Origin of the sequence: Clavibacter michiganensis subsp. tessellarius, from assembly GCF_021922985.1 — a bacterium.
Lineage (GTDB): Bacteria > Actinomycetota > Actinomycetes > Actinomycetales > Microbacteriaceae > Clavibacter > Clavibacter tessellarius.
In genome coordinates, this window is the sequence record NZ_CP040788.1 from 198,200 (window position 1) to 223,197 (window position 24,998).

Annotated in this window: 17 protein-coding genes; 12 read left to right on the forward strand and 5 right to left on the reverse strand. The window is 74.1% G+C overall.

All coding sequences use genetic code 11. The features are described 5' to 3' along the window. Positions 1-221: 221 nt before the first annotated feature. Together FGG90_RS00890 and FGG90_RS00895 are read left to right on the forward strand one after the other, a co-directional pair. The gene (locus FGG90_RS00890; protein WP_094126053.1) at positions 222-2,423 is read left to right on the forward strand and encodes a glycosyltransferase family protein; all 2,202 of its coding nucleotides are present in this window, start codon (positions 222-224) and stop codon (positions 2,421-2,423) included. Then, positions 2,420-3,376 carry a glycosyltransferase gene (locus tag FGG90_RS00895; RefSeq protein WP_094126052.1) on the forward strand — a complete coding sequence of 319 codons (957 nt, stop codon included), beginning with the start codon at positions 2,420-2,422 and terminating at the stop codon, positions 3,374-3,376. Before FGG90_RS00890 ends, FGG90_RS00895 begins: the two co-directional genes overlap by 4 nt. Before the next feature lie 81 nt (positions 3,377-3,457). On the opposite strand, the gene FGG90_RS00900 is transcribed toward FGG90_RS00895, so the two are convergent. Then, a complete protein-coding gene (locus FGG90_RS00900) occupies positions 3,458-4,483 on the reverse strand; it encodes a glycosyltransferase family 2 protein (protein ID WP_094126051.1) in 1,026 nt (341 codons plus the stop codon). A gap of 67 nt (positions 4,484-4,550) precedes the next feature. Continuing rightward, positions 4,551-6,425: a hypothetical protein gene (locus tag FGG90_RS00905; RefSeq protein WP_133065115.1), complete on the reverse strand. Its 1,875-nt coding sequence runs from the start codon at positions 6,423-6,425 to the stop codon at positions 4,551-4,553. A 179-nt stretch (positions 6,426-6,604) separates the two neighbouring features. Here FGG90_RS00905 and FGG90_RS00910 point away from each other — a divergent pair, with 179 nt between their 5' ends. From FGG90_RS00910 to FGG90_RS00930, 5 genes are all read left to right on the forward strand, one after another. Next, the gene (locus tag FGG90_RS00910) at positions 6,605-7,453 is read left to right on the forward strand and encodes a glycosyltransferase (protein WP_094126049.1); all 849 of its coding nucleotides are present in this window, start codon (positions 6,605-6,607) and stop codon (positions 7,451-7,453) included. Positions 7,454-7,520: 67 nt separating this feature from the next. Beyond that, complete coding sequence (gene glf, locus FGG90_RS00915; RefSeq protein ID WP_094126048.1) at positions 7,521-8,684, forward strand: UDP-galactopyranose mutase; 1,164 nt, start codon at positions 7,521-7,523, stop codon at positions 8,682-8,684. Beyond that, the gene (locus FGG90_RS00920) at positions 8,684-10,705 is read left to right on the forward strand and encodes a glycosyltransferase (RefSeq protein WP_094126047.1); all 2,022 of its coding nucleotides are present in this window, start codon (positions 8,684-8,686) and stop codon (positions 10,703-10,705) included. Before glf ends, FGG90_RS00920 begins: the two co-directional genes overlap by 1 nt. Positions 10,706-10,819: 114 nt before the next feature. Continuing rightward, on the forward strand, positions 10,820-12,673 hold the full coding sequence (locus FGG90_RS00925; RefSeq protein WP_237583483.1) for a hypothetical protein: 1,854 nt from the start codon (positions 10,820-10,822) through the stop codon (positions 12,671-12,673). 123 nt (positions 12,674-12,796) lie between these two features. Continuing rightward, complete coding sequence (locus FGG90_RS00930) at positions 12,797-13,267, forward strand: GtrA family protein (RefSeq protein ID WP_094126046.1); 471 nt, start codon at positions 12,797-12,799, stop codon at positions 13,265-13,267. Between the two features lie 36 nt (positions 13,268-13,303). On the opposite strand, the gene FGG90_RS00935 is transcribed toward FGG90_RS00930, so the two are convergent. From FGG90_RS00935 to FGG90_RS00945, 3 genes are all read right to left on the reverse strand, one after another. After that, positions 13,304-14,596 carry an O-antigen ligase family protein gene (locus FGG90_RS00935; RefSeq protein ID WP_094126045.1) on the reverse strand — a complete coding sequence of 431 codons (1,293 nt, stop codon included), beginning with the start codon at positions 14,594-14,596 and terminating at the stop codon, positions 13,304-13,306. A 48-nt stretch (positions 14,597-14,644) separates the two neighbouring features. After that, a complete protein-coding gene (locus tag FGG90_RS00940) occupies positions 14,645-16,042 on the reverse strand; it encodes an O-antigen ligase family protein (RefSeq protein WP_237583484.1) in 1,398 nt (465 codons plus the stop codon). A 100-nt stretch (positions 16,043-16,142) separates the two neighbouring features. After that, positions 16,143-17,321 carry an acyl-CoA dehydrogenase family protein gene (locus FGG90_RS00945; protein ID WP_094126044.1) on the reverse strand — a complete coding sequence of 393 codons (1,179 nt, stop codon included), beginning with the start codon at positions 17,319-17,321 and terminating at the stop codon, positions 16,143-16,145. Positions 17,322-17,485: 164 nt separating this feature from the next. Between FGG90_RS00945 and manA the strand changes: the two genes are divergently transcribed. The 5 genes from manA (at position 17,486) to FGG90_RS00970 (ending at position 24,963) form a co-directional block, all read left to right on the forward strand. Next, positions 17,486-18,802 (forward strand): mannose-6-phosphate isomerase, class I, encoded by a 1,317-nt coding sequence (manA, locus tag FGG90_RS00950; RefSeq protein WP_094126043.1) that lies wholly within the window; start codon positions 17,486-17,488, stop codon positions 18,800-18,802. Positions 18,803-18,836: 34 nt separating this feature from the next. After that, positions 18,837-19,805: a UDP-glucose 4-epimerase GalE gene (galE, locus tag FGG90_RS00955; RefSeq protein WP_094126042.1), complete on the forward strand. Its 969-nt coding sequence runs from the start codon at positions 18,837-18,839 to the stop codon at positions 19,803-19,805. Positions 19,806-19,954: 149 nt separating this feature from the next. Next, complete coding sequence (locus tag FGG90_RS00960; RefSeq protein WP_094126041.1) at positions 19,955-20,272, forward strand: WhiB family transcriptional regulator; 318 nt, start codon at positions 19,955-19,957, stop codon at positions 20,270-20,272. A 112-nt stretch (positions 20,273-20,384) separates the two neighbouring features. Next, complete coding sequence (locus FGG90_RS00965; RefSeq protein ID WP_094126040.1) at positions 20,385-23,456, forward strand: glycosyltransferase; 3,072 nt, start codon at positions 20,385-20,387, stop codon at positions 23,454-23,456. Further along, a complete protein-coding gene (locus tag FGG90_RS00970; RefSeq protein ID WP_094126039.1) occupies positions 23,443-24,963 on the forward strand; it encodes a DUF5719 family protein in 1,521 nt (506 codons plus the stop codon). The genes FGG90_RS00965 and FGG90_RS00970 overlap by 14 nt, the downstream gene beginning before the upstream one ends. The last annotated feature ends 35 nt before the right edge of the window (positions 24,964-24,998 follow it).

Below are 24,998 nucleotides of genomic sequence, written 5' to 3' on the forward strand. Positions count from 1 at the left end.
CGCCGGCCGTCGACGACGTGCGACGGAGGGGGCGGGCGACCGCGGGGCGCGTGCGGACGGGGGCCATCCTCTCACGGCGCCCGCTCGCGGCCCGGGAGGCCGCGGCGACCGCGCCCGGCGTGCTGACGTCGCGGTCGGATGCCAGGCATTAGGGTGAGAGCCGCCCCGGATCGACCCGCTCGGGACCCGGGCAGCACACGACGAACGGATCCTCCTCGAACATGCGCAGCAAGCTCCTGTGGCCGACAGCTGCCGTCGCCGCCACGGTGCTCGGCGCCATCATCCCGATGCTCTTCTTCCGTCGGTACTACTTCGTCAACGACACCGAGGCGGGCGCCTTCGGGCAGTGGTGGGAGATCGGGGACCGGCTCCTGTCGGGCAACTGGTCGCTGCTGAACCCCACGGTGTGGCAGTCCGGCAACTACCAGGCCGAGGGGGCGTGGGGCATCTACAGCCCCTTCATCTGGCTCATCGGACTCGGGTCGCACGTCCTGTTCGACGCGGCCCTGTACTCCACGATCGTCAAGCTCGCCTGCCTCGCGATCGGGTCGGCGGGCTTCTACGTCCTCGCGCGGAGCTACGGCATCCCCCGGGCGTGGTCGACCGCCGTCGCCGTGGCCGCCCCGCTGGCGGGCTTCACCCTCTACTACGACGCCCCGTCGTGGGTGAACGGGCTCATGGCGTGGTGCTGGTGGCCGCTCGCCGTCGGGCTGACCCGGCGGAGCGTGCTGCTGAACCGCACGCCGTACGGCGGCATCGCGGCGTCCCTGCTGCTCGTGGGCATCGGCTACGTGTCCACCACGCTCATGCTCGCGGCGTCGCTCGCGGCCATCCTCCTCGAGGCGGTCCTCCGGCGGGACCGGGGCGCGATCTGGCGGGCGCTCGCCGCGTCGACCGTCGCCGGGCTCTTCACCATCGTCGTCCACCTCCCCGGCCTCCTCACGGCGTCGGTCTCCGGACGCAACGAGGGCATCGTCAACACGGGCTTCCTCGGCGTCGACCTGTCCGACCTCGCCATCGCCGGGATCCCCTCGGGCGGGCCCTTCATGGAGACGTACGGGAGCCAGTTCCCCGGATCCCCCCTCACCTACATCTCCTGGCTGCTGCCGCTGGTGGTGCTCATCCGGCCGCGGGAGCTCGGCCGGCTGCTCCGCTCCCGCCCGAGCCTCGTGGCCATCGCCGTGATCGCGCTCATCGCCGTGAGCGCGCCGTCGCAGATCGGCCCGCTCCGGTTCCCCGTGCGCGTGCTCCCGTACGTCGCCGGCACGGTCCTGCTGATCCTCGCGCTCGGGCTCTCGCGCGCGCGACGGACCGTGGTCACCGGCAGGCACGTCGGCGCGGCGCTGCTCATCGTCGCCACGACGGGCGGCCTCATGTTCCTGCAGGCCCCGCGCGAGTGGCGCGCCATCGCCGTCGGCATGGTCGTGTCCGGGATCCTCGTCGCGGTCGCGCTGGGCATCGCCGGCGGACGCCTGGGCCGCGCGGGCCGGCTGCCGGGCCTCCGGCGCATCGTGCGACCCCGCGACGCGGGCGGCGTCACGCGGGCGCTCGCGGTGATGGCCGTGGCCGGCACGCTGGTCGCGCTCGTGCCGCAGCACGTGTTCTCCCCGGCGTCGCCGCTCACCAGCTACTGGCTGCCGTCGGACGTCGTCGAGTACTCGACCCAGCTCACGCAGTCCCAGGGGGACGTGCTCGTGGTCGGCTGGTCGGACGACGACTTCTACGACGAGTCGCTCGTCGGCAACTCCTGGTACATCACGGGCAAGCCCGTGCAGAACGCCTACTCGTCGGTCTACTACCCCGGCTACTCGAAGGCCGTGTGCATGCAGTACAACGGCTTCACCTGCGGCCAGCTCTACGAGCAGCTGTTCCAGCCGGTCAAGGGATCCGACACGGGCACCGACCTCGTCGACCTGCTCGGCGTCAGCACCGTCCAGGTGGTCAAGGTGCAGAAGGGCCTCGACGCGTCCCGGGCCGTGCCGGCCTCCGACTGGCAGGTCGTCCCCGACGGCTGGCACGTGGCGGAGGACACGCCGCACACGCGCCTCATCGTCCGCGACGCCCCGGTCGACGGCGCGGGCGGCGTCGCCTGGACCTCGTCGGGGACGTCCGCCACCGTCCTGCACCAGGACCCGATGGGCACGACCCTGCGCATCGACTCCGCGCCTGCCGAGGGCGGTCGCGTGGCGCTGTCGCTCATCCCGTGGCCCGGCTACCGCGTCGACGGGGGCGGCACGCTCGCCGCGCACCCGGTCGACGACATGCTGCTCGGCGTCGACGTGTCGGCGGCGGACGTGGGCCGCACGGTCACGGTGTCCTTCTGGAGCCCCGGGTGGCAGGTGCAGCTCGGCAGCGGGATCCTCATGCTGCTGGTCATCGGCGCCTGGGCGGTCCTCCGCTGGCGCGCCCGGAGGAGCTCGTGAGGGCCGCCCCGCGCGTCGTCGCGGTCGTGGTCGCCTGGAACCGGCGCGACCTCGTGGTGGAGACGCTCGGCGCGCTCGCCGCGCAGACGGTGCCGCTCGACGCGGTCGTCGTCATCGACAACGCCTCCACCGACGGCTCCGGCGACGTCATCCGGGAGCGGTTCCCGGACGTGGCGCTGACCCGGCTCCCCACCAACACCGGCGGCGCGGGCGGCTTCACGGCGGGCATCGAGCGCGCGCTCACCGTGCACGACGCCGAGCTGGTGTGGCTGATGGACGATGACACCGTGCCGGACCCCACCGCCCTCGCGGAGCTCCTGCGCGCACGCGCCGCCGCACCCCGCGGCACCGTCGTGCTCGCGTCGGCGGTGCGCTGGACCGACGGCCGCCCGCACCCCATGAACACCCCGCGCACGCGCCCCTCCGCCTCGCGCGCGAGCGTCGCGCGGGCCCGCCGGCACGGCTGCACGCCGGTCCGCACCGCCTCCTTCGTGTCGATGCTGATCGAGGCCGACGCCATCCGCGCGCACGGGCTGCCGATGGCCGACTACTTCCTCTGGAACGACGACTTCGAGTACTCGGCGCGCCTGCTCCGCCGGGGTCGCGGCTACCTCGTGCACGGCAGCACCGTCGAGCACCGCACGCGCACGTTCGGCTCGACGGACGTCGACCCGGGGGCGCGCTTCGTCTTCGAGGTCCGCAACAAGATCTGGATGCTGCTGCGGTCGCGCGCCCTCTCGCCGGCGGAGCGCGTGCTCTACACCGGCGCCGCCCTCGTGGGCTGGACGCGCACCCTCGCCCGCTCGGCCGACCGGCCGCTCCTCCTGCGCGGGCTCCGCGACGGGATCCGCCAGGGCGTCGGCGGTCGTCCACGTCCCGCGCACGTCGTGCTCGACGGGCTCGACGGCATCACCGAGGGCGTCCGCCGGATCGACGCCGCCGCCGGCCGCTGAGGCGCCCACCGCCGGGCGGCGTCGGCCGCGGTCGCGGCGGCCGCGCCCGTCGCGTCGCCTGCGCCCGTCGCGGCGCCCGCCTCAGTCGCGGCGGTAGGGCAGCTCCGACGAGGCCGTCTCCACGCCGGCCTTCGCGTCCGTGCCGGCCGGCCGGCCGACGTGCGACGCGACCAGGTACAGCGGCCGGTTCTGCACCTCCGCGTACACCCGCCCGAGGTAGCTGCCCAGGACGCTGAGCATCATGATCTGCACGCCGCCCACGAACAGGATGGCGATGACCGTGAACGTCCACCCCGGGACGACGCTCGACGGGTCGATGGCGCGGCTCACCAGGACGTAGACGACCGCGAGCGCGCTGAGGGCGGAGACCACGAGGCCGACCAGCTGGATGAGCTTCAGCGGGAAGGTCGAGAAGCCGAGGATCCCGTCCGCGGCGAACTTGATCATCTTCCGCAGCGGGTAGCCGGTGACGCCCGCGTGGCGCTCGTCGCGGTCGAACTGCACGCTCGTCTGCCGGAACCCGACGTAGGAGACCATGCCGCGCAGGAAGCGGTTGCGCTCCGGGAAGCGCTTGACGGCGTCGATGACCTTGCGGTCGATGAGCCGGAAGTCCCCGGTGTCGCGGGGGATGTCGATCTCGGCGACGAGGGCCAGGGTGCGGTAGAACGCGCCGGCCGTCGCCTTCTTGAAGAAGGTGTCCTTGCGGGTCCGGCGCTGGGCGTAGACGACGTTGAAGCCCTCCCGCCACCGGCGGATGAGCTCCACCGCGACCCGGGGCGGGTCCTGCAGGTCGGTGTCCATGATGACGGCCGCGTCGCCCGAGGCGTGGTCGATGCCCGCCGTGACCGCGATCTGGTGGCCGAAGTTGCGCGAGAAGTCGATGACCTGCACGCGGTCGTCCGCGGCCGCGAGGGCGTGCAGGTGCTCGAGGGAGCCGTCCGCGGACCCGTCGTTGACGTACACGAACTCGAACCGCATGCCGAGGTCGGCCGCCTCCAGCGCCTCGGTCAGCGTGCGGGAGAACAGCTCGACGCTGTCCTCCTCGTTGTACACGGGGAGGATGAAGCTCACGAGCGGCTCGGATGCGGGGAGGGGCTCTGCGGTCACGTGTCGGTTTCCCTCGTCGGTGCGTGTCGGGGTCGGATGCGGATCGGCGACCGGTCGGGCGGTCGGCTCAGCCTATGTCGATGCGGTACAGGACCGCGGCAGCTCCCGTGGCCGGGTCGTAGACCGACCGGTCGACCTCCACGAGGCCCGGGACGGTCGCGGGATCCGCGTCGCCCGCGCAGTCGGAGAGGGCCAGGTACCAGCGGATGCCGGCGGCCTCGGTCGCCTCGGCGTCGACGCGTCCGGCGGCCAGCGCCGCACGGGCGACGTCGACGGCGTCGCGGTCGGCGGGCCAGGCCATGCCCAGGTTGTAGTGGGCGACGGCCCGTCCCGAGTCGATCTTCACGATCTGCGGGTCGAGGCACGCCCCGGTGGCGATGGAGCCGCCGGTCGCGCCGGCGGTGACGTCGGCCACCGCGCGGTCCAGCGGCTCGGCGAACGTGATCTGCGGGAGCTCGCGCCCCGCGGAGAAGAATCGCCCCCAGTCGAGCGCGCTCGTGGCGCCGATCGCCACGACGAGGACGGCGCAGGCCGTGACGAGCGCGCGGGTGCGACGCGGGGCGCGGCGCGGCGCGGCGTCGTCCGCATCCGCGTCCGCCGCCGCGGGATCCGCGGGAGCGTCCCGGTCCGCCGGCGCGCCGGCCCGCAGCGTCCGCACGGCCACGTCGAGGAGGACCGGCACGATCGTCACCGCGATGAGCAGGAACCCGTCGATCCACAGCCGATACGGCTCCTGGTTCGCGCGCCACAGGTCGTTGGTCGACGTGATGGCCCACGCGAGCATCGCGCCCGCGGCGTAGGCGGTCCACACGGTGCGACGCGCGCGGATGCCCGCCACGAGGATCAGGACGAGCGGCACGATGAGCGCGAGGCCGGCGAGCGGCCCGAGCGGCAGGTCGACGCCGAGGTCCTTGCTCGACGCGACGCGGTAGGAGAGGAACGGGTCGCCCGCCGCCGACGCGAGGACGGTCGTGACGATCTGGGGCAGCGTCGCCGCGAGCGCGGCGCCCATCGGGATCAGCGCCAGTCCGCGGGTGCGCCCGATGGTGGCGAGCAGCCCCGGCACGGTGGGGAGGAGCCCGACCACGAACGCGGGCAGGGGCCCGACCGCGCCGGCGACGACGACGGCCAGCGCGAGCGACGCGGGCACGAGGGCGGCGGAGAGCACGAGGAGCCGGCGGCGCGGTCGCTCGAGCACGGCGTACGCCGCCACGACGTAGAAGGAGAGGAACACCGTGGCGAGGAACGAGTACACGTGCACGTTGAGCAGGCCGCCGACCACGACCGCGACGAGCGTCATGGCGACGAGGCGCGCGCGCCGCGACGAGCCGCGGAGGAAGGGCACGAGCGCCGCCAGGAACGCGATGCCCGCGACGGACAGCGCCGCGGCCTCGCCGTTGAGCGTGAAGAGCACGCCGAACGGCCCCCACAGCACGGCGTGCGAGCTCATCTGCCAGTACCACTGGCCCGGACCCTGCGTCCACGCGAACGTGCCGAGCAGCAGCGGCGCGAACCCGAGGACGCCTGTCCACGCACGCCCGGTGACGCGGATGCACGCGATGCCGATCGCCGCGACGAGCCCCGCCTGCAGGGCCGTCCCGACGACGTTCCAGGACTCGACGGGCCCGAGGCCGGTGAGGTGGCCGACAGCGCCGAGGACCACGTAGTAGAGGTGCGGGTACGTGTTGCGGCCCGTCTCGGTGAACGGCTCGACGGACGCGAAGTCGCCGCGGGCGAAGTTCACCACCATGGAGAGGTAGGACAGCTGGTCGTAGACGAAGTAGTCGCGGAACGAGCTCACGACGCTGCCCGTGCGGTGGACGAGCATGCCCACCTGGGTGACGAGGAAGAGGAGGACGGCGACCACCACGGCGAGGGCCGACGTCAGGCGTCCGGGGATCCTCCTCCGCTCGATCCGGGAGGGGGAGACGGGGGAGGGCACGGGTGCCGATGGTAGCAGCCGGCACCCGGGGACCCCGGCGGGCCGGGCCGCGCGCGGGCGCGCCCCGTGTCCTCCCGTAGAGCCCCGGCTACACTGGGCCGCTCGACCCCCGCCGCCCTGGCGGCCGGGTCCGCCCAACCACCGGACGTGACGCTGCCGCGGCAGCAGAGGGGACGCGCATGCCCACCGAGGCCTTCTCGCTCCTCCTCCCCGTCTACCGGGGCGACCGTCCCGAGTTCCTCCGCCGCGCGTTCCGCAGCAGCGTCGACGACCAGACCCTCCGGCCGGACGAGGTCGTCGTCGTCCGCGACGGCCCCGTGTCCGCGGAGCTCGCTCGCACCATGGCGGAGCTCGCCGAGGCGTCGCCCGTGCCGGTGCGCACGATCGAGCTGGAGCGCAACATGGGCCTCGCGTACGCGCTCGAGCGCGGCCTTGAGGCGTGCGCGCACGACGTGGTCGCGCGGATGGACGCCGACGACATCAGCCTCCCCGAGCGCTTCGCCCGCCAGCTGGAGCTCATCTCGGGCGGCCTCGACCTCGTGGGCACCGGCATGTACGAGTTCGCGGACGAGGTGGGCACCATCGCCGGGCGCCGCACCCCGCCCGTCGGCGCCGACGCCATCTCGCGCTACGCCCGCTTCCACGACCCGTTCAACCACCCCACCGTGGTCTACCGCCGCGCCGCCGTGCGTCGGGCCGGCGGCTACCTGCCGCTCGGCCTCATGGAGGACTACTACCTCTTCGCCCGCATGATCCAGTCGGGCGCGCGGGTCGAGAACCTGCCCGACCCGCTCGTCATGTACCGCGTGAGCGCCGGCGCCTACGCGCGCCGCGGCGGCATCGCCCAGCTGCGCGCGGAGCTCCGGCTCCAGCGCGAGTTCCGGCGCCGGCGCTTCACCTCGGTGTCGCAGGCCCTGCGCAACGTGCTCGTGCGGGGGAGCTACCGGCTCATCCCCGAGGCGGTCCGCCGCGGTCTCTACCGGCGCCTCATCACGCGCGACCGGGCGGTCCCGCAGGTCCGCGCCTGATCCCCCGTTACCCTTGACCCGTCCCGTCGAGCGCCCGTCGGGCGCCACCCCAGCAAAGGAATGTGCCATGAGCCCTGATCTCGTAGTGGTCGGATCCGGTTTCTTCGGACTCACGATCGCGGAGCGCGTCGCCGAGGAGCTGGGCCTCAAGGTCCTCGTCATCGACCGCCGCGACCACATCGGCGGCAACGCGTACAGCGAGATGGACCCGGAGACCGGCATCGAGGTGCACCGCTACGGCGCGCACCTGTTCCACACGTCGAACGAGACGGTGTGGGAGTACGTCAACCGGTTCACGGACTTCACGCCCTACGTGCACCGCGTCTACACGGAGCACAAGGGAGAGGTCTTCCCGCTGCCGATCAACCTCGGCACCATCAACCAGTTCTTCCGCTCCGCGCACGGGCCCCAGGCCGCGCGCGACCTCATCGCCGAGCAGGCGTCCGAGCTCGACGCCGGCGAGGCGAAGAACCTCGAGGAGAAGGGCATCAGCCTCATCGGGCGCCCGCTCTACGAGGCCTTCATCCGCGACTACACGGCCAAGCAGTGGCAGACGGACCCCACGGACCTGCCCGCCGAGGTCATCAGCCGCCTCCCCGTGCGCTACACGTACGACAACCGCTACTTCAACGACACGCACGAGGGCCTGCCCGTGAAGGGCTACACCGCCTGGCTCGAGCGCATGGCCGACCACCCGAACATCGAGGTCCGCCTCGAGACCGACTTCTTCGACGAGACCCAGGAGGTCAACCGCGCGTCGGTCGTCGGGAAGGTGCCCGTCGTCTACACGGGGGCCATCGACCGCTACTTCGACTACTCCGAGGGCGCGCTGTCGTGGCGCACGCTCGACTTCGAGCGCGAGGTGCTCCCGGTCGGCGACTTCCAGGGCACGCCCGTCATGAACTACGCCGACTCCGACGTGCCGTTCACGCGCATCCACGAGTTCCGCCACTTCCACCCCGAGCGCGACGCGCCCGCGGACAAGACGGTCATCATGCGGGAGTACTCGCGCTTCGCCGAGGGCGAGGACGAGCCGTACTACCCCGTCAACACGGCGGCCGACCGCGAGGGCCTGCTCAAGTACCGCGAGCTCGCCAAGCAGGAGGAGGGCGTCTTCTTCGGCGGACGCCTCGGCACGTACCAGTACCTCGACATGCACATGGCGATCGGCGCGGCGCTCTCGATGTACGAGAACAAGCTGAAGCCCGTCCTCGCGAAGGACGCCTCCTGATGGCCGCGGCCGGCGAGGGCGCTCCCGTGGAGCTCGACCTCCTCCAGCGCGTCATCCTGCCGTCCGAGCACGACCCGGACATCGTCCCCCTCTACGTGGACGCCGACTACTGGACGAGCATCCCGGTGGCGCCCGAGAAGCGCCGGCGCTCGCCGCTGCGCGTGGTCGACTCCGACACCCACAACGCGGTCGTGCGGCTCAGCGACATGGGCATCATCAGCGCCATCAAGGGCGACCGCGGCTTCCAGGTCCCGCACCGTCGCAAGGTCTCCTTCGGCACGTACTTCAACGCCTTCCCGGCCTCCTACTGGCGCGCGAGCACCACGCTCGACGGCGTCGTGCTCGAGGTCGAGACGAGCGGCGAGGGCCAGGTCATCGTCTACCGCTCCAACGCGCGCGGCGTCATCCAGAAGGTCGACGGCGCCGCCGTCTCCGGCTCCGCCACCTCCCGCTTCGAGCTCCCGTTCACGTACTTCGCCGACGGCGGCTGGTACTGGTTCGACCTGATGGGGGAGGAGGCCGACTTCGCGCTCGTCGAGGCCGGCTGGTACGCCCCCGCGGGCTCGGCCCCCACCACGGGAGCCGCCGGGTCGGTGAGCATCGCCATCACGACGCTCAACCGGGCCGAGTACTGCGTGAAGCTCCTTACCGACATCGGCGAGAAGCCCGACGTCGCGGCGCTCCTCGACCACGTCTACGTCACCGACCAGGGCACGCAGAAGGTCGCGGACCAGCCCGCGTTCCCGCGCGCCCAGGAGCTCCTCGGCGAGAAGCTCCGCGTCATCGACCAGGCCAACCTCGGCGGATCCGGCGGGTTCTCCCGCGGCATGTACGAGACGCTCAAGGAGGGCGCGAGCGACTACGTCCTCGTCATGGACGACGACATCACGCTCGAGCCGGAGAGCATCCGCCGCGCGGTGAAGTTCGCGGACTACGCGCGCACGCCCACCATCGTCGGCGGCCACATGTTCGACATGTACGACAAGAGCAAGCTCCACGCGTACGCCGAGGGCTTCGACATGCACAACTTCATGTGGGGCCCGGTCACGCCCACGCGCCACGACTTCAGCGCGTCGAACCTCCGCCAGACCCGGTGGATACACCGCCGCGTGGACGCCGAGTACAACGGCTGGTGGATGTGCCTCATCCCCGTCTCCACGATCAAGCGGATCGGCCTCTCGCTGCCCGTCTTCATCAAGTGGGACGACGCCGAGTACGCGCTCCGGGCGAAGGAGGTCGGCGTGCCGACCGTCACGCTCCCGGGCGCCGCCGTGTGGCACGTCTCGTGGGTCGACAAGGACGACTCGCAGGACTGGCAGGCGTTCTTCCACGCGCGCAACCGGCTCATCGCGGCGCTGCTGCACTCGCCGTACGAACGCGGCGGCCGGTTCCTCACGGCGAACCTCGCCACCGACGTGCGCCACCTGGTCTCGATGCAGTACTTCGCCCTGGCGGCGCGGCACGAGGCGTACCGGAACATCCTGCGCGGGCCGCGCGGGCTGCACCAGGACATGGTCACGCGCCTCGCCCGCACCCGCGAGCTCGCGAAGGGCTTCTCGGACGGCGTCCCCATCAAGGACCGCACCGCGCTCCCCGAGATCGTCGCGCCGGACAAGCCGCAGCGCCGCCGCGGCGGCGGTGGCGCACCCGCCGGCATCGCCCGGATCGTCTGGCTCGCCCGGACCGTCGCGCGCCACGCCCTGTCGCCCATCAGCCCGGCGGCGACGCGCGGACCGGAGGCGCACCTCTCCTTCGAGGACGCCCGCTGGTGGGTCGTGCCGTCCTTCGACAGCGTCCTCGTGTCCAACGCGGAGGGGTCGGCCGCGCTCCTGCACCGCCGCGATCCCGCCATGTTCCGCCGCATGCTGTGGACGAGCATCGTCCTCCGCTGGCGCATCCTCGCGCGCTGGCCGCAGCTGAAGGCGGCCTACCGCAAGGCGCTGCCGACGGTCACCAGCCCGGAGACCTGGGCCCGCACGTTCGGCGTCGACCAGCCGCCCGCAGGACGCGGGAAGCGCTAGCCGCGTTCCACACCGCGCGTCCCGAGGGGGCGTCCGATCCGCACCACGGTGCGGCGGGCGCCCCCTCGTGTGTGAGAATCGCATCTCACGGCACGGGGACGCAGGGGGAACGCATTGTTCGACGACGGGGTGGATGGACTGCGGCGCGCGCGCCGACGAGCGCGGCTGATCGCCTGCCTGGCCGTCTGGGCGGTCGCCCTGGGCGTCGGGCTGGTGGGCACGGGCACCCTCGGTGGTCCGGCCGAGCCCGCGCAGGCCGCCTCGGGCGCCGACTTCGACCCCGGCATGATCATCAGCGACGCCAAGTTCTACGACGGCGACGCCATGTCGCAGGGGGACATCCAGAGCTTCCTCCGCGCGCGCGTGCCGAGCTGCGCGTCCGGCTACGTCTGCCTCTCGACCTACGTCGAGAGCACGCCCGCGCGCGCCGCGGACAGCCGGTGCTCGAGCCTGCAGGCCTCGCGCCTCTCCGGAGCCGACATCGTCTACTGGGTGGGACGCGCGTGCGGCGTCAGCCAGTCCGCCCTCCTCGTGCTCCTGGAGAAGGAGCAGGGCCTCGTCACCGACGCCACGCCCACCGACCGCCAGTTCCGCAGCGCGACCGGCTACGGCTGCCCGGACACCGCGGCGTGCGACTCGCTCTACTACGGCTTCTTCAACCAGGTGTACAACGCGGCGCACCAGTTCAAGGTGTACCAGTCGACCCCGACGCGGTGGAACTACCAGGCGGGGCGCAGCAACCGCATCCTCTGGCACCCGAACGCCGACTGCGGATCCTCGCAGGTCACCATCCGCAACCAGGCCACGGCCGGCCTCTACATCTACACGCCGTACCAGCCCAACGCGGCGGCGCTCCGGAACCTCTACGGCACCGGCGACTCCTGCTCCTCGTACGGCAACCGCAACTTCTGGCGCCTCTACACCGACTGGTTCGGCAGCACGAGCGACGGGCCGGTCTCCTCGTTCGTCAAGACGGCGACCGACGACACGGTCTTCCTCGTGAGCGGCGGGCAGAAGCACCAGGTGCCGGACTTCGGCGTCTACCAGTCGCTGTCCGCGCTGGGCGGGATCAGCACGGTCCCGCGCTCGTACCTCGACGCGCTGGGCAACGGCGCCCCCGCGTCCGAGCTGGTCCGCGACCCGTCGACGGGCTCCGTCGCGCTGGTGCAGGCCGACCGCCGCCACCGCTTCGGCTCCTGCGACCTCGTCGCCTCCTACGGCTACGGCTGCGGCGACGCGGTGAACCTGGATCCGGGTCAGCTCGCCTCGGTGCCGGACGCGGGGGAGATGAGCGCGTTCTTCGTGCTGCCGGGCAGCCCCGTCACCTACCTCCTCACCGGCGGGACCCGGTACCCCGTCAGCACCTGGTCGGCCGTGCTCGGCCTCAACGACGGCCGGTCGCCCTTCGTGGCGACCATGCGCGCGGGCGTCGCCTCCCGGTACCCGGTCGGCCACGCCGCCCTCGAGCCCGGGACGCTCGCGAAGGCCTCCAACAGCCCGGACGTCTACGTGGTCGACGGGCTGGACCGCAAGGTCCGCGTCCCCGACTTCGCGGTGACCCGGGAGCTCGGCATGGGCGAGGCGTTCGCCACGGTCGCCCCGGGCACCATGGACGCCTACCCCCGCGCCGCGGGCGACCTCTCGCTGCTCGTGCGGTGCGCCGGCGTCTCGTCGCTGGCGGCGCAGGGACGGCTGGTCGCGCTGGGCACGCCCGGATCCACGGGCCTGCCCGTCACCGACCTCACGGCCGCGACCTGCCGCACCCTCGACCGGGCCGCGGGCACGGTCGCGGGCTCCGTCTTCGTGAAGAACCCCACGGAGGGGACGGTCTACCTGCTGCAGGGCGGGCAGATCCGGCCGGTCGCGACCTGGGACCGCCTCGTCGCCATCGCGGGCACGTCGTCGCCCGCCATCACCACGCTCGGGACCCCGGCGCTCGCCCGGATCCCGGTCGGCGCCGCGGCCTGACGCGTCGGCTGCGCGCTCCGGTCGCCGACCGGTCGCGCAGCCGGCAGCGGATACAGTGGGGCCGCACCGGACGGCCACCGGGCGGCCCGCCGGTCGTCCGACCGGCAGCGGCGAGGAGAGCGCATGGAGCAGCACACGGACGGCGTCGACGCACCCCGCGAGGAGACGCCGCCGCCCGGCATCCTCCTCCGCCTCATCAAGGACGAGCGCGTGGCGTTCCTCCTCGTGGGCGGCTTCAACACCGTGCTCGGCACCGCGTGGTTCGCGCTCCTCTTCCTGCTCTGGGGCCACGTGATCCCGTACCCGGTGGTGCTCGTCATCGCCTGGGCGGTGCAGCTGCCGATCGCGTTCACGCTCCACCGGAAGCTCGTCTTCAAGGTCAGCGGGAACCTCGTCCCCGACTTCACGCGCTACACGCTGGTCAACCTCGTGCCGCTGTTCGCCAACATGGTGCTGCTGCCCCTGGTCGTCGAGACGACGCCGCTGCAGCCGATCGTGGCGCAGATCCTCGTCACCATCGTGATCACGGTCGCCACCTACACCGGGCACAAGTTCTTCTCGTTCCGCCGGCCGCGCGACGAGGCGGTCCGCTGATCGCGTCCGGTCGCGGATCCGCGGCGCCGCGCCCGCTCAGGCGGGCAGCGGCTGCTCGGGCAGCCCGTGGCGCCAGCTGCGGCCCTGCGCGGCCTTGACGGCGCAGATCACCAGCAGCGTCCAGCCCCACTCCACGAGCGTGACGCTCTCCGCGAGGGACACGACCACGAGCACGACGAGCACGAGCGCCGTCCAGACGTAGCCCACGCCGCGCTTGGTGGTGGCGAGCACCCAGGAGCGGCCCAGCGCGAGCGCGCAGAACGCCGCGAACAGCACCAGGCCGACCAACCCGGCCTGCAGGAACAGGTCGAGGTAGGCGTTGCGGCCGGTCTCCTGCGCGCCGCGGCTGACGAGGTCGAGCGCGGTGTAGGGGTAGGCGTCCCGGCGCCACAGGCCGACGAAGCCCCAGCCCTCGATGGTGTTGAGGTCGATGAGGCGCAGCATCTCCCGCCACAGGGCGACGCGCTGCAGGTAGTCGGGCCGCGCCTGCAGGACCTGCAGCACGGGGGAGCGGAAGGCCACGACGACCATCGCGACCACGGCGGCCAGCACGAGCACCGCGCTGTTCGCGAGCGGCCGGGCCTGCCGGGCGAGGTGCCGCAGGCCGAAGACGGCCAGGGAGGCGACGGCCAGCACGAGGAACGTGCCGAGGATCACCGACGAGCGGGTGAGCGACGCGACGAGGAGCGCCGTGGTGAGGGAGAACACGGCGCGCCCGCGGGACACCGACCGGGTCAGCAGCTCGACCGCGAACGTGACGGCCGCGACGAGGGCGAGCGCGCCGAGGGCGGTGCGCTCGCCGAGGAGGCCCTGGATCGGGCCGAGGCGCTCGAGGGCGCCGCGGATGCCGAGGAAGGGGATCGGGCCGTCGATGAGCAGCCCGGCGAGCACCTCGAGCGCGAGGGAGGAGACGAGGACGAGCCGCATCACGTCGCCGACCGCGCGCACGATCTGGATCAGGTCGCGGACGACGCCCACGTACACCGCGAGGAACGCGGACGCGGCGAGGTACAGCACGCCGCCGAGCGCGTCCGGCTGGTAGGCCGTCCAGAGCAGCGTGGCGGCGCACCAGCCCACCAGCAGCAGGAGCGAGACCGGCAGGAGGCCGCGCCACTCCCAGTCCCCGCGCTTCGCCACGAGGGATCCGGCGGCCATCGCCACGAGGACGGTCACCACGGCGACGAGCCCGGCCCAGCCCATCGTCGCCCGGATCGCGTGGGCGAGGACGGCGGTGCCGACGATGCAGTGCGTGAGGGCCGCCGAGAAGCGCGCCGACCCCAGGAGGTCGGGCAGGCGCTCCGGCAGCGGCAGGCGCGCGGGCAGGGTCATGCGGCGTCGCTCACGGGAGGTCGACGGGGCACCGGGCGGCCACGCGGGTCAGGCGACGCCGGGATCGGCGCGGACCGCGGCGGCGGGGAGGCGCGACGGGGCGTCGGTCGCCTCCGCGGCGACCGGCGGGCGGCGGGAGTCGACGGGTCCCGGGACGTCCTCGCGCGCGACCATGCCGGAGCGGGTCGCGACCGCGATGACGACGAGGAGCAGCCAGTTGCCCTCGTACAGCAGGCGGCTCTCGGCGAGGCTCTGCACGACCAGGGCCGTCATCAGCAGGAGGGGGCCGAGCGCGAGCACGGTGTACGGCTCGACCCGGTCGCGGCGGTGCTGCGGGCGGTCGATGGCGGCCCACCAGGATCGGACGTACGTCGTGACGATGAGGCAGACGAAGACCAGCGCGCCCACGGCGCCGAGCTGGAGGAACACGTCGAGGTACGCGTCGTGCGCCTGCAGGTACGTGACCCCGCTGCGCACCGCCAGGCCCTCGAAGGGCTTGATCCAGGGGGCCCAGTAGCCGATCCAGCCCCAGCCGAGCACGGGGTGCTGCTGGGCGAGCCCGATGACCGACTCCCAGATCTCGAAGCGGCCGGTGAGGTCGGGCGAGCGGCCGAGCAGCTCGAACACCTCGGCCGTGCGCGTGACGACGACGCCCGCGCCGGCCGCCGCGGCGACCACGACCCCGCCGGCGAGCACGAGCCGCCCGCGGATGCCCACCCGGCGCGCGATGAGGGCGAGCACGGCGACGACGCCGGTCATGATGAGCGCGACGAGCACGGTGGAGCTGCCCGTGAGGGTCAGCGTGAGAAGGGCGACCGCGATCCAGACGGTCGTGGTCCGGCGGTCGGTGGCGCGCGCCGCGAACTGCAGCGCGAAGACGATGAGGCCGAGCAGCGCCACCATGGCGAGCAGGTTGGCGTTGCCCACGACGCCCTGGATCCGCCCGCCCAGGAGCAGCTCGCCGCGCGTCCACGCGAAGGCAGCCGGGGCGCGCGGGCCGTAGTCGGTGAAGAAGGGCATGACCGGCTGGCGCACGACGACGGCGATGAAGAGCTCGAACGCGAGCGACAGCCCGAGGACGATGCGGAGCGCGCGACCCAGCGCCTGGACGATCTCCGCCCAGGAGAGCAGCACCACGAGCATCAGCGCGGCGGTCGAGGTGGCGAGCTGGATGAGCACCCCGAGCGCGGACTCCGGCCGGTACTGCGACCAGGCGATCGACAGCACGGCCAGGCCCGTGAAGGCGAGGAACGGGATCGGGAGCACGCGCAGCCGGGGCAGCGGACGGGCGCGCACGAGCAGCGTGACGCTCGTGACGAGCACGCCGAGCGCGATCGCGCCGAAGCCCCACCAGCTGAGGCCGTTCCGCCACATGTCGCCCGCGAAGGTCGTGACGAGGACGAAGGTCGCGAACGCCCGGAGGGATCGTCGGCTGGCGGAGGGCATGCCCATCAGGGTAACGGCCCGGGGTGGATCCTCCTGCCCGGCGCCGGCCCCCGCTCCGGGGACAGGCGGATGCCCGCGGCGTGGGGCATCCGCCTGTCCGTCAGACGAACGCCGCGTGGCCGGTGATGGCCCGGCCCACGATGAGGGTGTTCATCTCGCGCGTGCCCTCGTAGGAGTACAGGGCCTCCGCGTCGGCGAAGAAGCGCGCCACGTCGTAGTCGAGGACGATGCCGTTGCCGCCGAACGCCTCGCGGCACCACGCCACGCTCTCGCGCATCCGGCTGGTGGCGAAGGCCTTCGCGAGCGCGGAGTGCTCGTCGGACTGCGTGCCCTCGTCCACCATCTCCGAGGCGCGGGTGGCGAGCCCGATGGAGGCGGTGATGTTGCCGAGGCTGCGCACGAGGAGGTCCTGGATCAGCTGGTGCGCGCCGAGCGGCTTGCCGAACTGCTCGCGCTCGCCCGTGTAGGCGACGGCCGCCTCGTAGGCGCCCACCGCGATGCCGATCGCGGCCCACGCGACCTCCGCGCGGGTCAGGCGCAGCACGGCCGCCGTGTCGGCGAACGAGCGCGAGTTCTGCAGGCGGTTCCGCTCGGGCACGATCACGCCGTCGAGCTCGATGTCGGCGTTCTGCACGATGCGCAGCGCCTGCTTGTCCTCGATGCGGGTGGCGCGGAAGCCGGGGGAGTCGTTGGGGACGAGGAAGCCCTTCACCTGGCCGTCGTCGGCGTCCTTGGCCCAGATGACGGTGACGTCGCTCACGGTGCCGTTGCCGATCCAGCGCTTGGCGCCCGTGATGCTCCACTCGTCGCCGCGGCGGGTCGCGACGGTGCGGAGGCCGCGGGCGGAGTCGGATCCGGACAGCGGCTCCGTGAGCCCGAACGAGCCGAGGAGCTCGCCCGACGCGAAGCGCGGCAGCCACTCGGCGCGCTGCTCGGGGGACCCCGCGACGGCGACGCTGCCCATCACCAGGCCGCTCTGCATGCCGACGAGCGTCGCGATGCTCGCGTCCACGCGGCCGAGCTCGAGCGCCGCCCAGCCGCGGAAGACGGCCGAGTTCTCGAAGGGCCGCGTCTCGGGGAACGGCATGCCGAAGAAGCCGCGCGAGGCGAGGCCGCCGACCACGTGGCGCGGGAACTCGGCCCGCGCCCACCAGCCGTTGACGTGCGGGCGGACCTCCTGCTCGAGGTAGGAGCGCAGCTCGGCGAGGGAGTCCTTCTCCCTGTCGCCGAGCCGGGACTCGTAGCCGTAGAAGTCGCCGATGAGGGGGGTGAGGGACACGATGCTCCGTTGCGGTTCGTCGGCGCCCTCGGGGACGGGCGCCTGCGGCCGAGCCTAGGTCGGCGTCCGGGCGGCGCCGGCATCGCTTGGTACTTTGGTCGCGTCCGGACAGGACGCGCGCCCTCGGGCGTTGTAGGTAGCCGCCAAGCCCGACAGGATCGCCCGTGTTCACTGCCCTCTCCAACACCCCCCGCGACTACGCCTGGGGCTCGACGACCGCCATCGCCGAGCTGCTCGGCCGCGAGCCGTCCGGGGGCCCGGAGGCCGAGCTCTGGCTCGGCGCGCACGACGGCTCGCCGACGCGCGTCGACGACCCGGCGTCCGCGGGCGGCGCGACCACGCTCGCCGAGTGGATCCGCCGCGACCCCGCCACCACGCTCGGCCCCCTCGCCGGCGGCCTCCGCCCGGGCGACGGCCCCGGCCTCCCCTTCCTCCTCAAGGTGCTCGCCGCGGGCGGCCCGCTCTCCCTCCAGGCGCACCCCGACCTGCACCGCGCCCGGCTCGGCTTCCGCGACGAGGAGGAGCGCGGCATCCCGATCGACGCCCCGCACCGCAACTACAAGGACCCGCTGCACAAGCCCGAGCTCGTCTACGCGCTGAGCGACGAGTTCCACGCGCTCTGCGGCTTCCGGCCGCTCGCCGAGGTGCGGCAGGTGTTCACGCTCCTGCTCACCCTCGACGCGTCCGGGCCCGACTCCGACCCGGCCGTGATCCGGTCCGTGCTCTCGCGCCTCACCGGATCCGAGGCCGACGTGCTGCGCGACGTCTTCGCCTTCCTCATGGGCGGCGGATCGGAGGTGCGCCGCCTCGTCGACCGCGTGACGCTGCTCGCGAGCCTCGCGTCCGACCGCCAGTGCCGGGACTTCGCCACGGAGATGCGCACCGTGCGCGAGCTCGCCGAGGCGTACCCGGGCGACCCGGGCATCGTCACGTCCCTGCTGCTCAACCGGGTGACCCTGCGGCGGGGCGAGGCCCTCTACCTCCCGGCAGGCAACATCCACGCCTACCTGCACGGGCTCGGGATCGAGCTGATGGCGGCGTCCGACAACGTGCTGCGCGGCGGCCTCACGCCCAAGCACGTGGACGTGCCGGAGCTGCTCGACGTGCTCGAGTTCCAGGCGCTGCCCGTGCCGTACCTCGCGCCCGAGCACGCGGCGCCGGGCGTCGAGCTCTACCGGCCGGACGTGCCCGACTTCCTGCTCGCCCGCATCGTCCCGGCCACGCGCGACGCGATGGCGGGCGACGCCGGAGCGAGCGTCGTCGACGTCGACGGCCCGGCCATCGTGCTGTGCACCGCCGGCTCCGTGACCCTGCGCGGCGCGGCCTCGACGGTCGAGGTCGGCCGCGGCGAGGCCGTGTTCGTCACGCCCGACGAGGGGCGGATCGTCGTGACGGGGGAGGGCGAGGCGTTCCTCGCGACGACCCCGGCGCCCGTCGCGGGCGCGTCCGCCGACGCCGATCCGGACGCCGCCGCCGCGTGACCGGGCCCCGCCCGGCCGTCGATAGGGTTGCCGCATGACATGGTTGGTCACCGGCGGCGCCGGCTACATCGGTTCGCACATCGTCTCCGCGTTCGCCCGCGCCGGCATCGACACGGTCGTCCTCGACGACCTGTCCAGCGGCCACGCGTCGTTCGTGCCGGAGGGCGTGCCGTTCCACCGCGGGTCCGTGCTCGACCGGGAGCTCCTCGCGAGCGTCCTCGGCTCCGGCGACATCCGCGGCGTCGTGCACGTGGCGGGCTACAAGTACGCGGGCGTGTCCGTCCAGCGCCCCCTCCACACCTACGAGCAGAACGTGACGGCCACGGCCGTGCTGCTCGAGGAGATGGAGCGCGCGGGCGTCGGCAACATCGTCTTCTCGTCCTCGGCTGCCGTGTACGGCACGCCCGACGTCGACCTCGTCGACGAGCGCACGCCCAAGGCCCCCGAGTCGCCCTACGGCGAGTCGAAGCTCATCGGCGAGTGGCTGCTGCGCGACCAGGGCGTCGCCACCGGCCTCCGCCACGCGTCGCTCCGCTACTTCAACGTCGTGGGATCCGGCGACGAGGGCTACGCCGACACCAGCCCGCACAACCTCTTCCCGCTCGTGTTCGACGCGCTGCTGGACGGGCGGACGCCCCGGATCAACGGCGGCGACTACCCGACGCCCGACGGCACGTGCGTGCGCGACTACATCCACGTCGTCGACCTCGCCGCCTCGCACGTCGCGGCCGCGCGCCGCCTCGAGGCGGGGGAGCCCGTGGAGCCCGTGTACTGCCTCGGCAGCGGGCAGGGCGTGAGCGTGCGCGAGATCATGACGGCCATCCGCGACGCGACGGGCATCGACTTCGAGCCCGAGGTGCACGACCGGCGACCCGGCGACCCGGCCCGCATCGTGGCCTCCGGGGACCTCGCCGCGCGGGACATCGACTGGGCCATGCGCCACGACCTGGACGACATGGTGCGCAGCGCCTGGGCCGCCCGCCAGACCGGATCCCCGGCGTAGCGCCGCCGGCGAGCGGCGGCGCGTCGCAACCCTCGACGGGCGCCTGAGGGTTTACCCTCCGCGGCTTGACGCCGACGAGTTACACCGGTGTAATTATGACGACAAGCTGGGGCCGGCCGGGCGCTCCAGCCGTGTGGGGAGATCGTGACATGGCACTACCTGAGTACCACGCCGGGGTCCCCGACGACTGGTTCGTCGACCCCGTCCGACTCGGCGTCCCGGGCGTCCGGAACGTCGACGACGGCAACCCGCTCGCCTGGCAGGCCGACTCGCTGTGCGCGCAGACCGACCCCGAGGCGTTCTTCCCCGAGAAGGGCGGATCCACCCGCGACGCCAAGAAGATCTGCGGCTCGTGCGAGGTGCGGTCCGAGTGCCTGGAGTACGCGCTGGAGAACGACGAGCGCTTCGGCATCTGGGGCGGCCTCTCCGAGCGCGAGCGCCGCAAGCTCCGCAAGCGCGCGGTCTGACCGCGTCGGCACGGCGCCCCGACCGCGCAGGCGCCGCCCCGAGCGCCGGCTCCCCGGCGCGCCGTCCGATCGCGGCGGTTCCGCATCCGGCACCACGTAGGGTCTCCCTGTCATGCAGCCACGAGTAACCGCGATCCTCGTCGCCCACGAGGGCGCGCAGTTCCTCGAGCGGACCCTGGCGGCCCTCGCCGCGCAGACCCGCCGGCCCGACCAGGTGGTCGCGGTCGACCTCGGCTCCCGCGACGCGTCCGCCGCGTTGCTGGCCGCATCCGACCCCACGCGCATGGTGCAGGCGCCCGCGCGGATGACGTTCGGGCAGGCCGTCGAGCAGGCCGTCCGCGTGATCCCCGCGCCCACCGGCGACGACGAGCTGCTCTGGCTGCTGTCCGCCGACAACGCGCCCGCGCCCGACGCCCTCGAGCGCCTGCTCGCCGCCGTCGAGGCCTCGCCCAGCGTCGCCGTCGCGGGCCCGAAGCTCATGGAGTGGGACCACCCCGGCTACATCCGGGAGATCGGCCGCACGCTCACCACGCTGGGCGCCGCCGTGCCCGAGGTCGACGGCGAGCTCGACCAGGCGCAGTACGACGACATGAGCGACGTCCTGGGCGTGGCCGCCGGCGGCATGCTCGTGCGGCACCGGCTCTGGGACGAGCTCGGCGGGTTCGACGACGCGCTCCCCGTGATCGACGACGCGCTCGACCTCTGCGTGCGCGCCCGCCTCGCGGGTCACCGCGTCGTGGTCGTCCCGGCCGCCCGCGTGGCGTCCGCCGGATCCGCCGGACCCGGCACCGCATTCCTCGGGCGCCGCACGCCGCGCCGCCGCCGTCGCCGGCTCGCGCGCCAGGCCGAGCTGCACCGCCGCCTCGCCTACGCGCCGTCGGCCGCCGTGCCGTTCCACTGGCTCTCGCTCGTGCCGCTCGCCGTCCTCCGCGCTCTCCTGCAGCTCCTCCGGAAGCGGCCCACCGCGGCGCCCGGGGAGATCGGCGCCGCGATCCGCGTCGCCGTCGCGCCCGGCCGCGTCCGCGCCAGCCGACGGCGGCTCCAGGCGACGCGCACCGCGCCGTGGTCGAGCATCGCGTCGCTCCGGCAGCCCCTCGCGGTGGGCCGCCGCCGCCGGTCGCTCGCCCGCGAGCAGTATCGCGTCGAGCACATGGGCGTCTCCGACGGCGTCGAGTTCCTCGCCACGGGCGGCGGATGGACCGTGCTCACCGCGCTGCTCCTCGCGGCCGTCATGTGGATCCCGCGCCTCGGCGGCACCGCGCTCACGGGCGGCCAGCTGCTGCCGCTCGGACCGGACGCGGGCGCGCTGTGGGCGCAGGTGGGGATCGGCGTGCGCGGCGTCGGCACCGGGCCCGTCGCGCCCTCCGACCCGTTCGCCTACGTGCTCGCGGTGCTCGGCAGCGTCACGGCCTGGGAGCCGTCGCTCGCGGTCCTCGCGGTCGTCGTCGGCGCGCTGCCGCTCGCGGCCCTCGCCGCGTGGCTCGCCGCCGCGCAGGTCACGCGCAACGCCTGGCTCCGCGCGCTCGCCGCGCTGGCATGGACCCTCGCGCCCACCTTCCTCGTCGCGCTCGGCGAGGGCCGCCTGCCCGCCGTGCTCGCCCACCTGCTGCTCCCGTGGCTCGCGCTCGCCGTGCTGCGGGCCCCGCGGTCGTGGTCCGCGTCGGCCGTCGCCGGGATCCTGATGGCCGCCGTCGGCGCGTCCGCCCCCTCGCTCGTGCCCGCGCTCCTCGTGCTCTGGCTCGTCGCGATCGTGCGGGCGGGTCGTCGCGGCGGGCGCCTCATCACGATCCCCGTGCCGCTCGTCGCGCTCGCCGCGCCGCTCGTCGCCTACCGCGTGATGCAGGGGCAGCCGCTGGCGCTGGCCGCCGACCCCGCGGTCCCCGCGGCGTTCACCCCGGCCGACGTGCCGGGGCTCGCGCTGGGCTTCCCGACCTCCGGGCTGGGCGGCTGGACCGCCTTCGTCGATGGCCTCGGGCTGGGCCTGCCCGCGTCGGTGCCGCTCGTCGTGGTCGCCGTGCTGGTCGCGCCGCTCGTCGTCGGCGCCGTCGCCGCCCTCTTCCTCCGCGGCTCGCACCGGGCCGCGATCGCGCTGTCCGCGACCGTGGTCGGCTTCGCCACCGCGGTGCTGGCCGCGCGCACGGTCGTGCAGTCGACGGGGGCCGTCGCGGTCGCCGTCTGGCCGGGATCCGGTCTCAGCCTCCTCTGGCTCGGCCTCGCGGGCGCGCTGGTGCTCGGGTTCGCGACGCTCGGGAGGCGGTCGGTCGCGCCGGGCCTCGTCGCGAGCGTGGCCCTCGTGGTCGTCGCGCTGCCGCTCGTCTCCGCGGCGGTCGTCGGATCCACCGCCGTGCGCCCCGGCGAGGACGCGTCCCTCCCGGGCCTCGTCGTCGCCGAGGCCGCCACCGACCCGTCCGTCGGCACGCTCGTGCTGCGCGCGGGCGACGGATCCCTGGCCGCCGACGTGGAGCGCGGCGCCGGGCGCACCCTCGAGCAGGTCGCCACGGTCGACTCCACCATCGGGCCGCTCACCGACACGCAGTCCCGCGTCGCGGAGCTCGCCGGCAACGTCTCGTCGCGCTCGGGCCTCGACGCCACCGAGGACCTCCGCGCGCTCGGCATCAGCTACGTGCTGCTCGCCCCGCCGTCGGGGACGGACGAGCAGGCCGTCCACGACCGGGCGAGCTCCGCGCTCGACGACGACCCCGTCTTCACCGCGGTCGGCCAGACCGAGGCCGGGCTGCTCTGGCGCTTCGTCGGCAGCGACGACCTGGACGCGCAGGTGGCCGGCCCCGGCAACCTCGACGACGCCGGCCGCGTCGGCGTCCTCGCCGCCCAGGCGCTGGTCTTCGCGCTGACGCTCCTCCTCGCGATCCCCACCGGCAGCCTCGCGGCGCGCAGCCGCCCGCTCCCGGCCTACCGGGAGCCCGTGACCGGCGCCGACGCGCGGCCGGCCGACGCCGTCGAGCCGCGGCCCGAGCACGACGACCGCGGGATCCCCGCCTACCCCGACGAGCCCACCGGCACGAGCGTCGAGGCGGCGCCCTTCGGCGACATCCCCCAGGTGGGCGACCGGCCCGCGGGCGACGGCGGCGACGACGGATCCGCCGCCCCCACTGCATCCGGCGCGGGCGACCGCCCCGACGACGCCCGCGACGACGACCCCAGGAGGACCGATGGCCAGGCGTGACGCCGTGCGGATCGCGACCCGCGTGACCACCGGGATCGCGGGGGTCGCCGTGCTCGGCGTCGTCGTGACCGGCGCCCTCCTCCTCCCGCCGGCGTCGACCGAAGCGAGCGCGCCCTCCGTGCTCGTCACGCCGGTCGCCACCGACCAGCAGCGCGTCTGCCCGGGCGCCCTCCTCCGACCCCCCGAGGCGGACGCCGCCGCGACCACGGGCGCCGTCGCGGTCGGCTCCTCGACCGTCACGAGCGGATCCGCGACGGCCGGCGCCGCGACGGGCGGCCCGGGCGTGCGCACCTCGCGGCTGCAGGCGCCCGAGGTCCAGGGCGGGGCATCCACCGAGGCGTCCGTGCTCGCGGTGGCCGGCGCCGAGGGCGACGACCCGACGGAGCTCGCGGGGGCCGCGTCGCAGATCGCCACCCAGAGCGACCTCGCGGGCCTCGCCGCGGCCCCCTGCTCCGAGGCCACGGCCGAGTCCTGGCTCGTCGGCGGCGGCACGACCACGGGCCGCACCACGTTCGTCGTGCTCGACAACCCGTCCGGCGTCTCCTCCACCGTCGACCTCGCCATCTCGGGCGAGGACGGCGCGGTGAGCGCACCCGGGGCCAGCGGCATCAACGTCCCCGCCGGCAGCCGGCGCGTGCTCTCGCTCGCCGGTCTCGCCCCCGACCTCTCGTCGCCCGCCATCCACGTGCAGAGCCGCGGCGGCCAGGTCGTCGCCACGCTCGAGCAGAGCACGGTGCGGGGCCTCCTCGCGGGCGGCGTCGACGTCATCGTGCCCGCCGCCGCGCCCGCCACGACGCTCACCATGACTGGCCTCCGCGTCGACACGCAGGCCGCCGCGCAGCCCGCGCCCGCCGAGGGCGAGGCCCCGGCCGAGGGGACCGACGGCGCCGCGGGCTCCGGGCCGGGCGCGGACGTGGGCACCGACCCCGATCGCTCGACGGCCGTGCGGATCCTCGTGCCCGGCTCCGACGACGCCGACGTCAGCGTCAGCGTCGCCCCGGAGGACGGCACCGACGGCACCGGCACGACCTTCACGGTCGAGGCCGACGGCGGCCGCGTCACCGACTTCCCCGTCAGCGGCCTCACCGACGGCCGCTACGCCGTCACCGTGCAGAGCTCGGTCCCCGTCGCCGCGGCCGTGCGCACCGTCTCCGGCGCGGCCGAGGGCGGGGCGACCGACTTCGCCTGGCTGCCCGCCTCCGGAGCGCTCACCCGGGACGCGCTCGTGTCCGTGCCGGCCGGCCCCGCGCCGCTGCTGCACGTGCGGAACCCCGGCGACGCGGAGGCGACCGTCACCGCGCGGCCGACAGACGGGTCCGAGCCGGTGGCCCTCACGGTCCCCGCGGGCGCCGAGGTCTCCGCGTCCGTCGCGGCGGGGCGCACCTACCTGCTCGAGGGATCCGCCGGGCTGACGGCCACGGTGACGCTCGCCGAGCCGGGCCGCTCGGCCGCGCTGCCGGTCGTGCCGGTGCTGCCGGCCGCGGATCCGCTGCGCGTCCACCCCTGACGGCTCCCTCGACGGGACGCGCGGACACCTGGCAC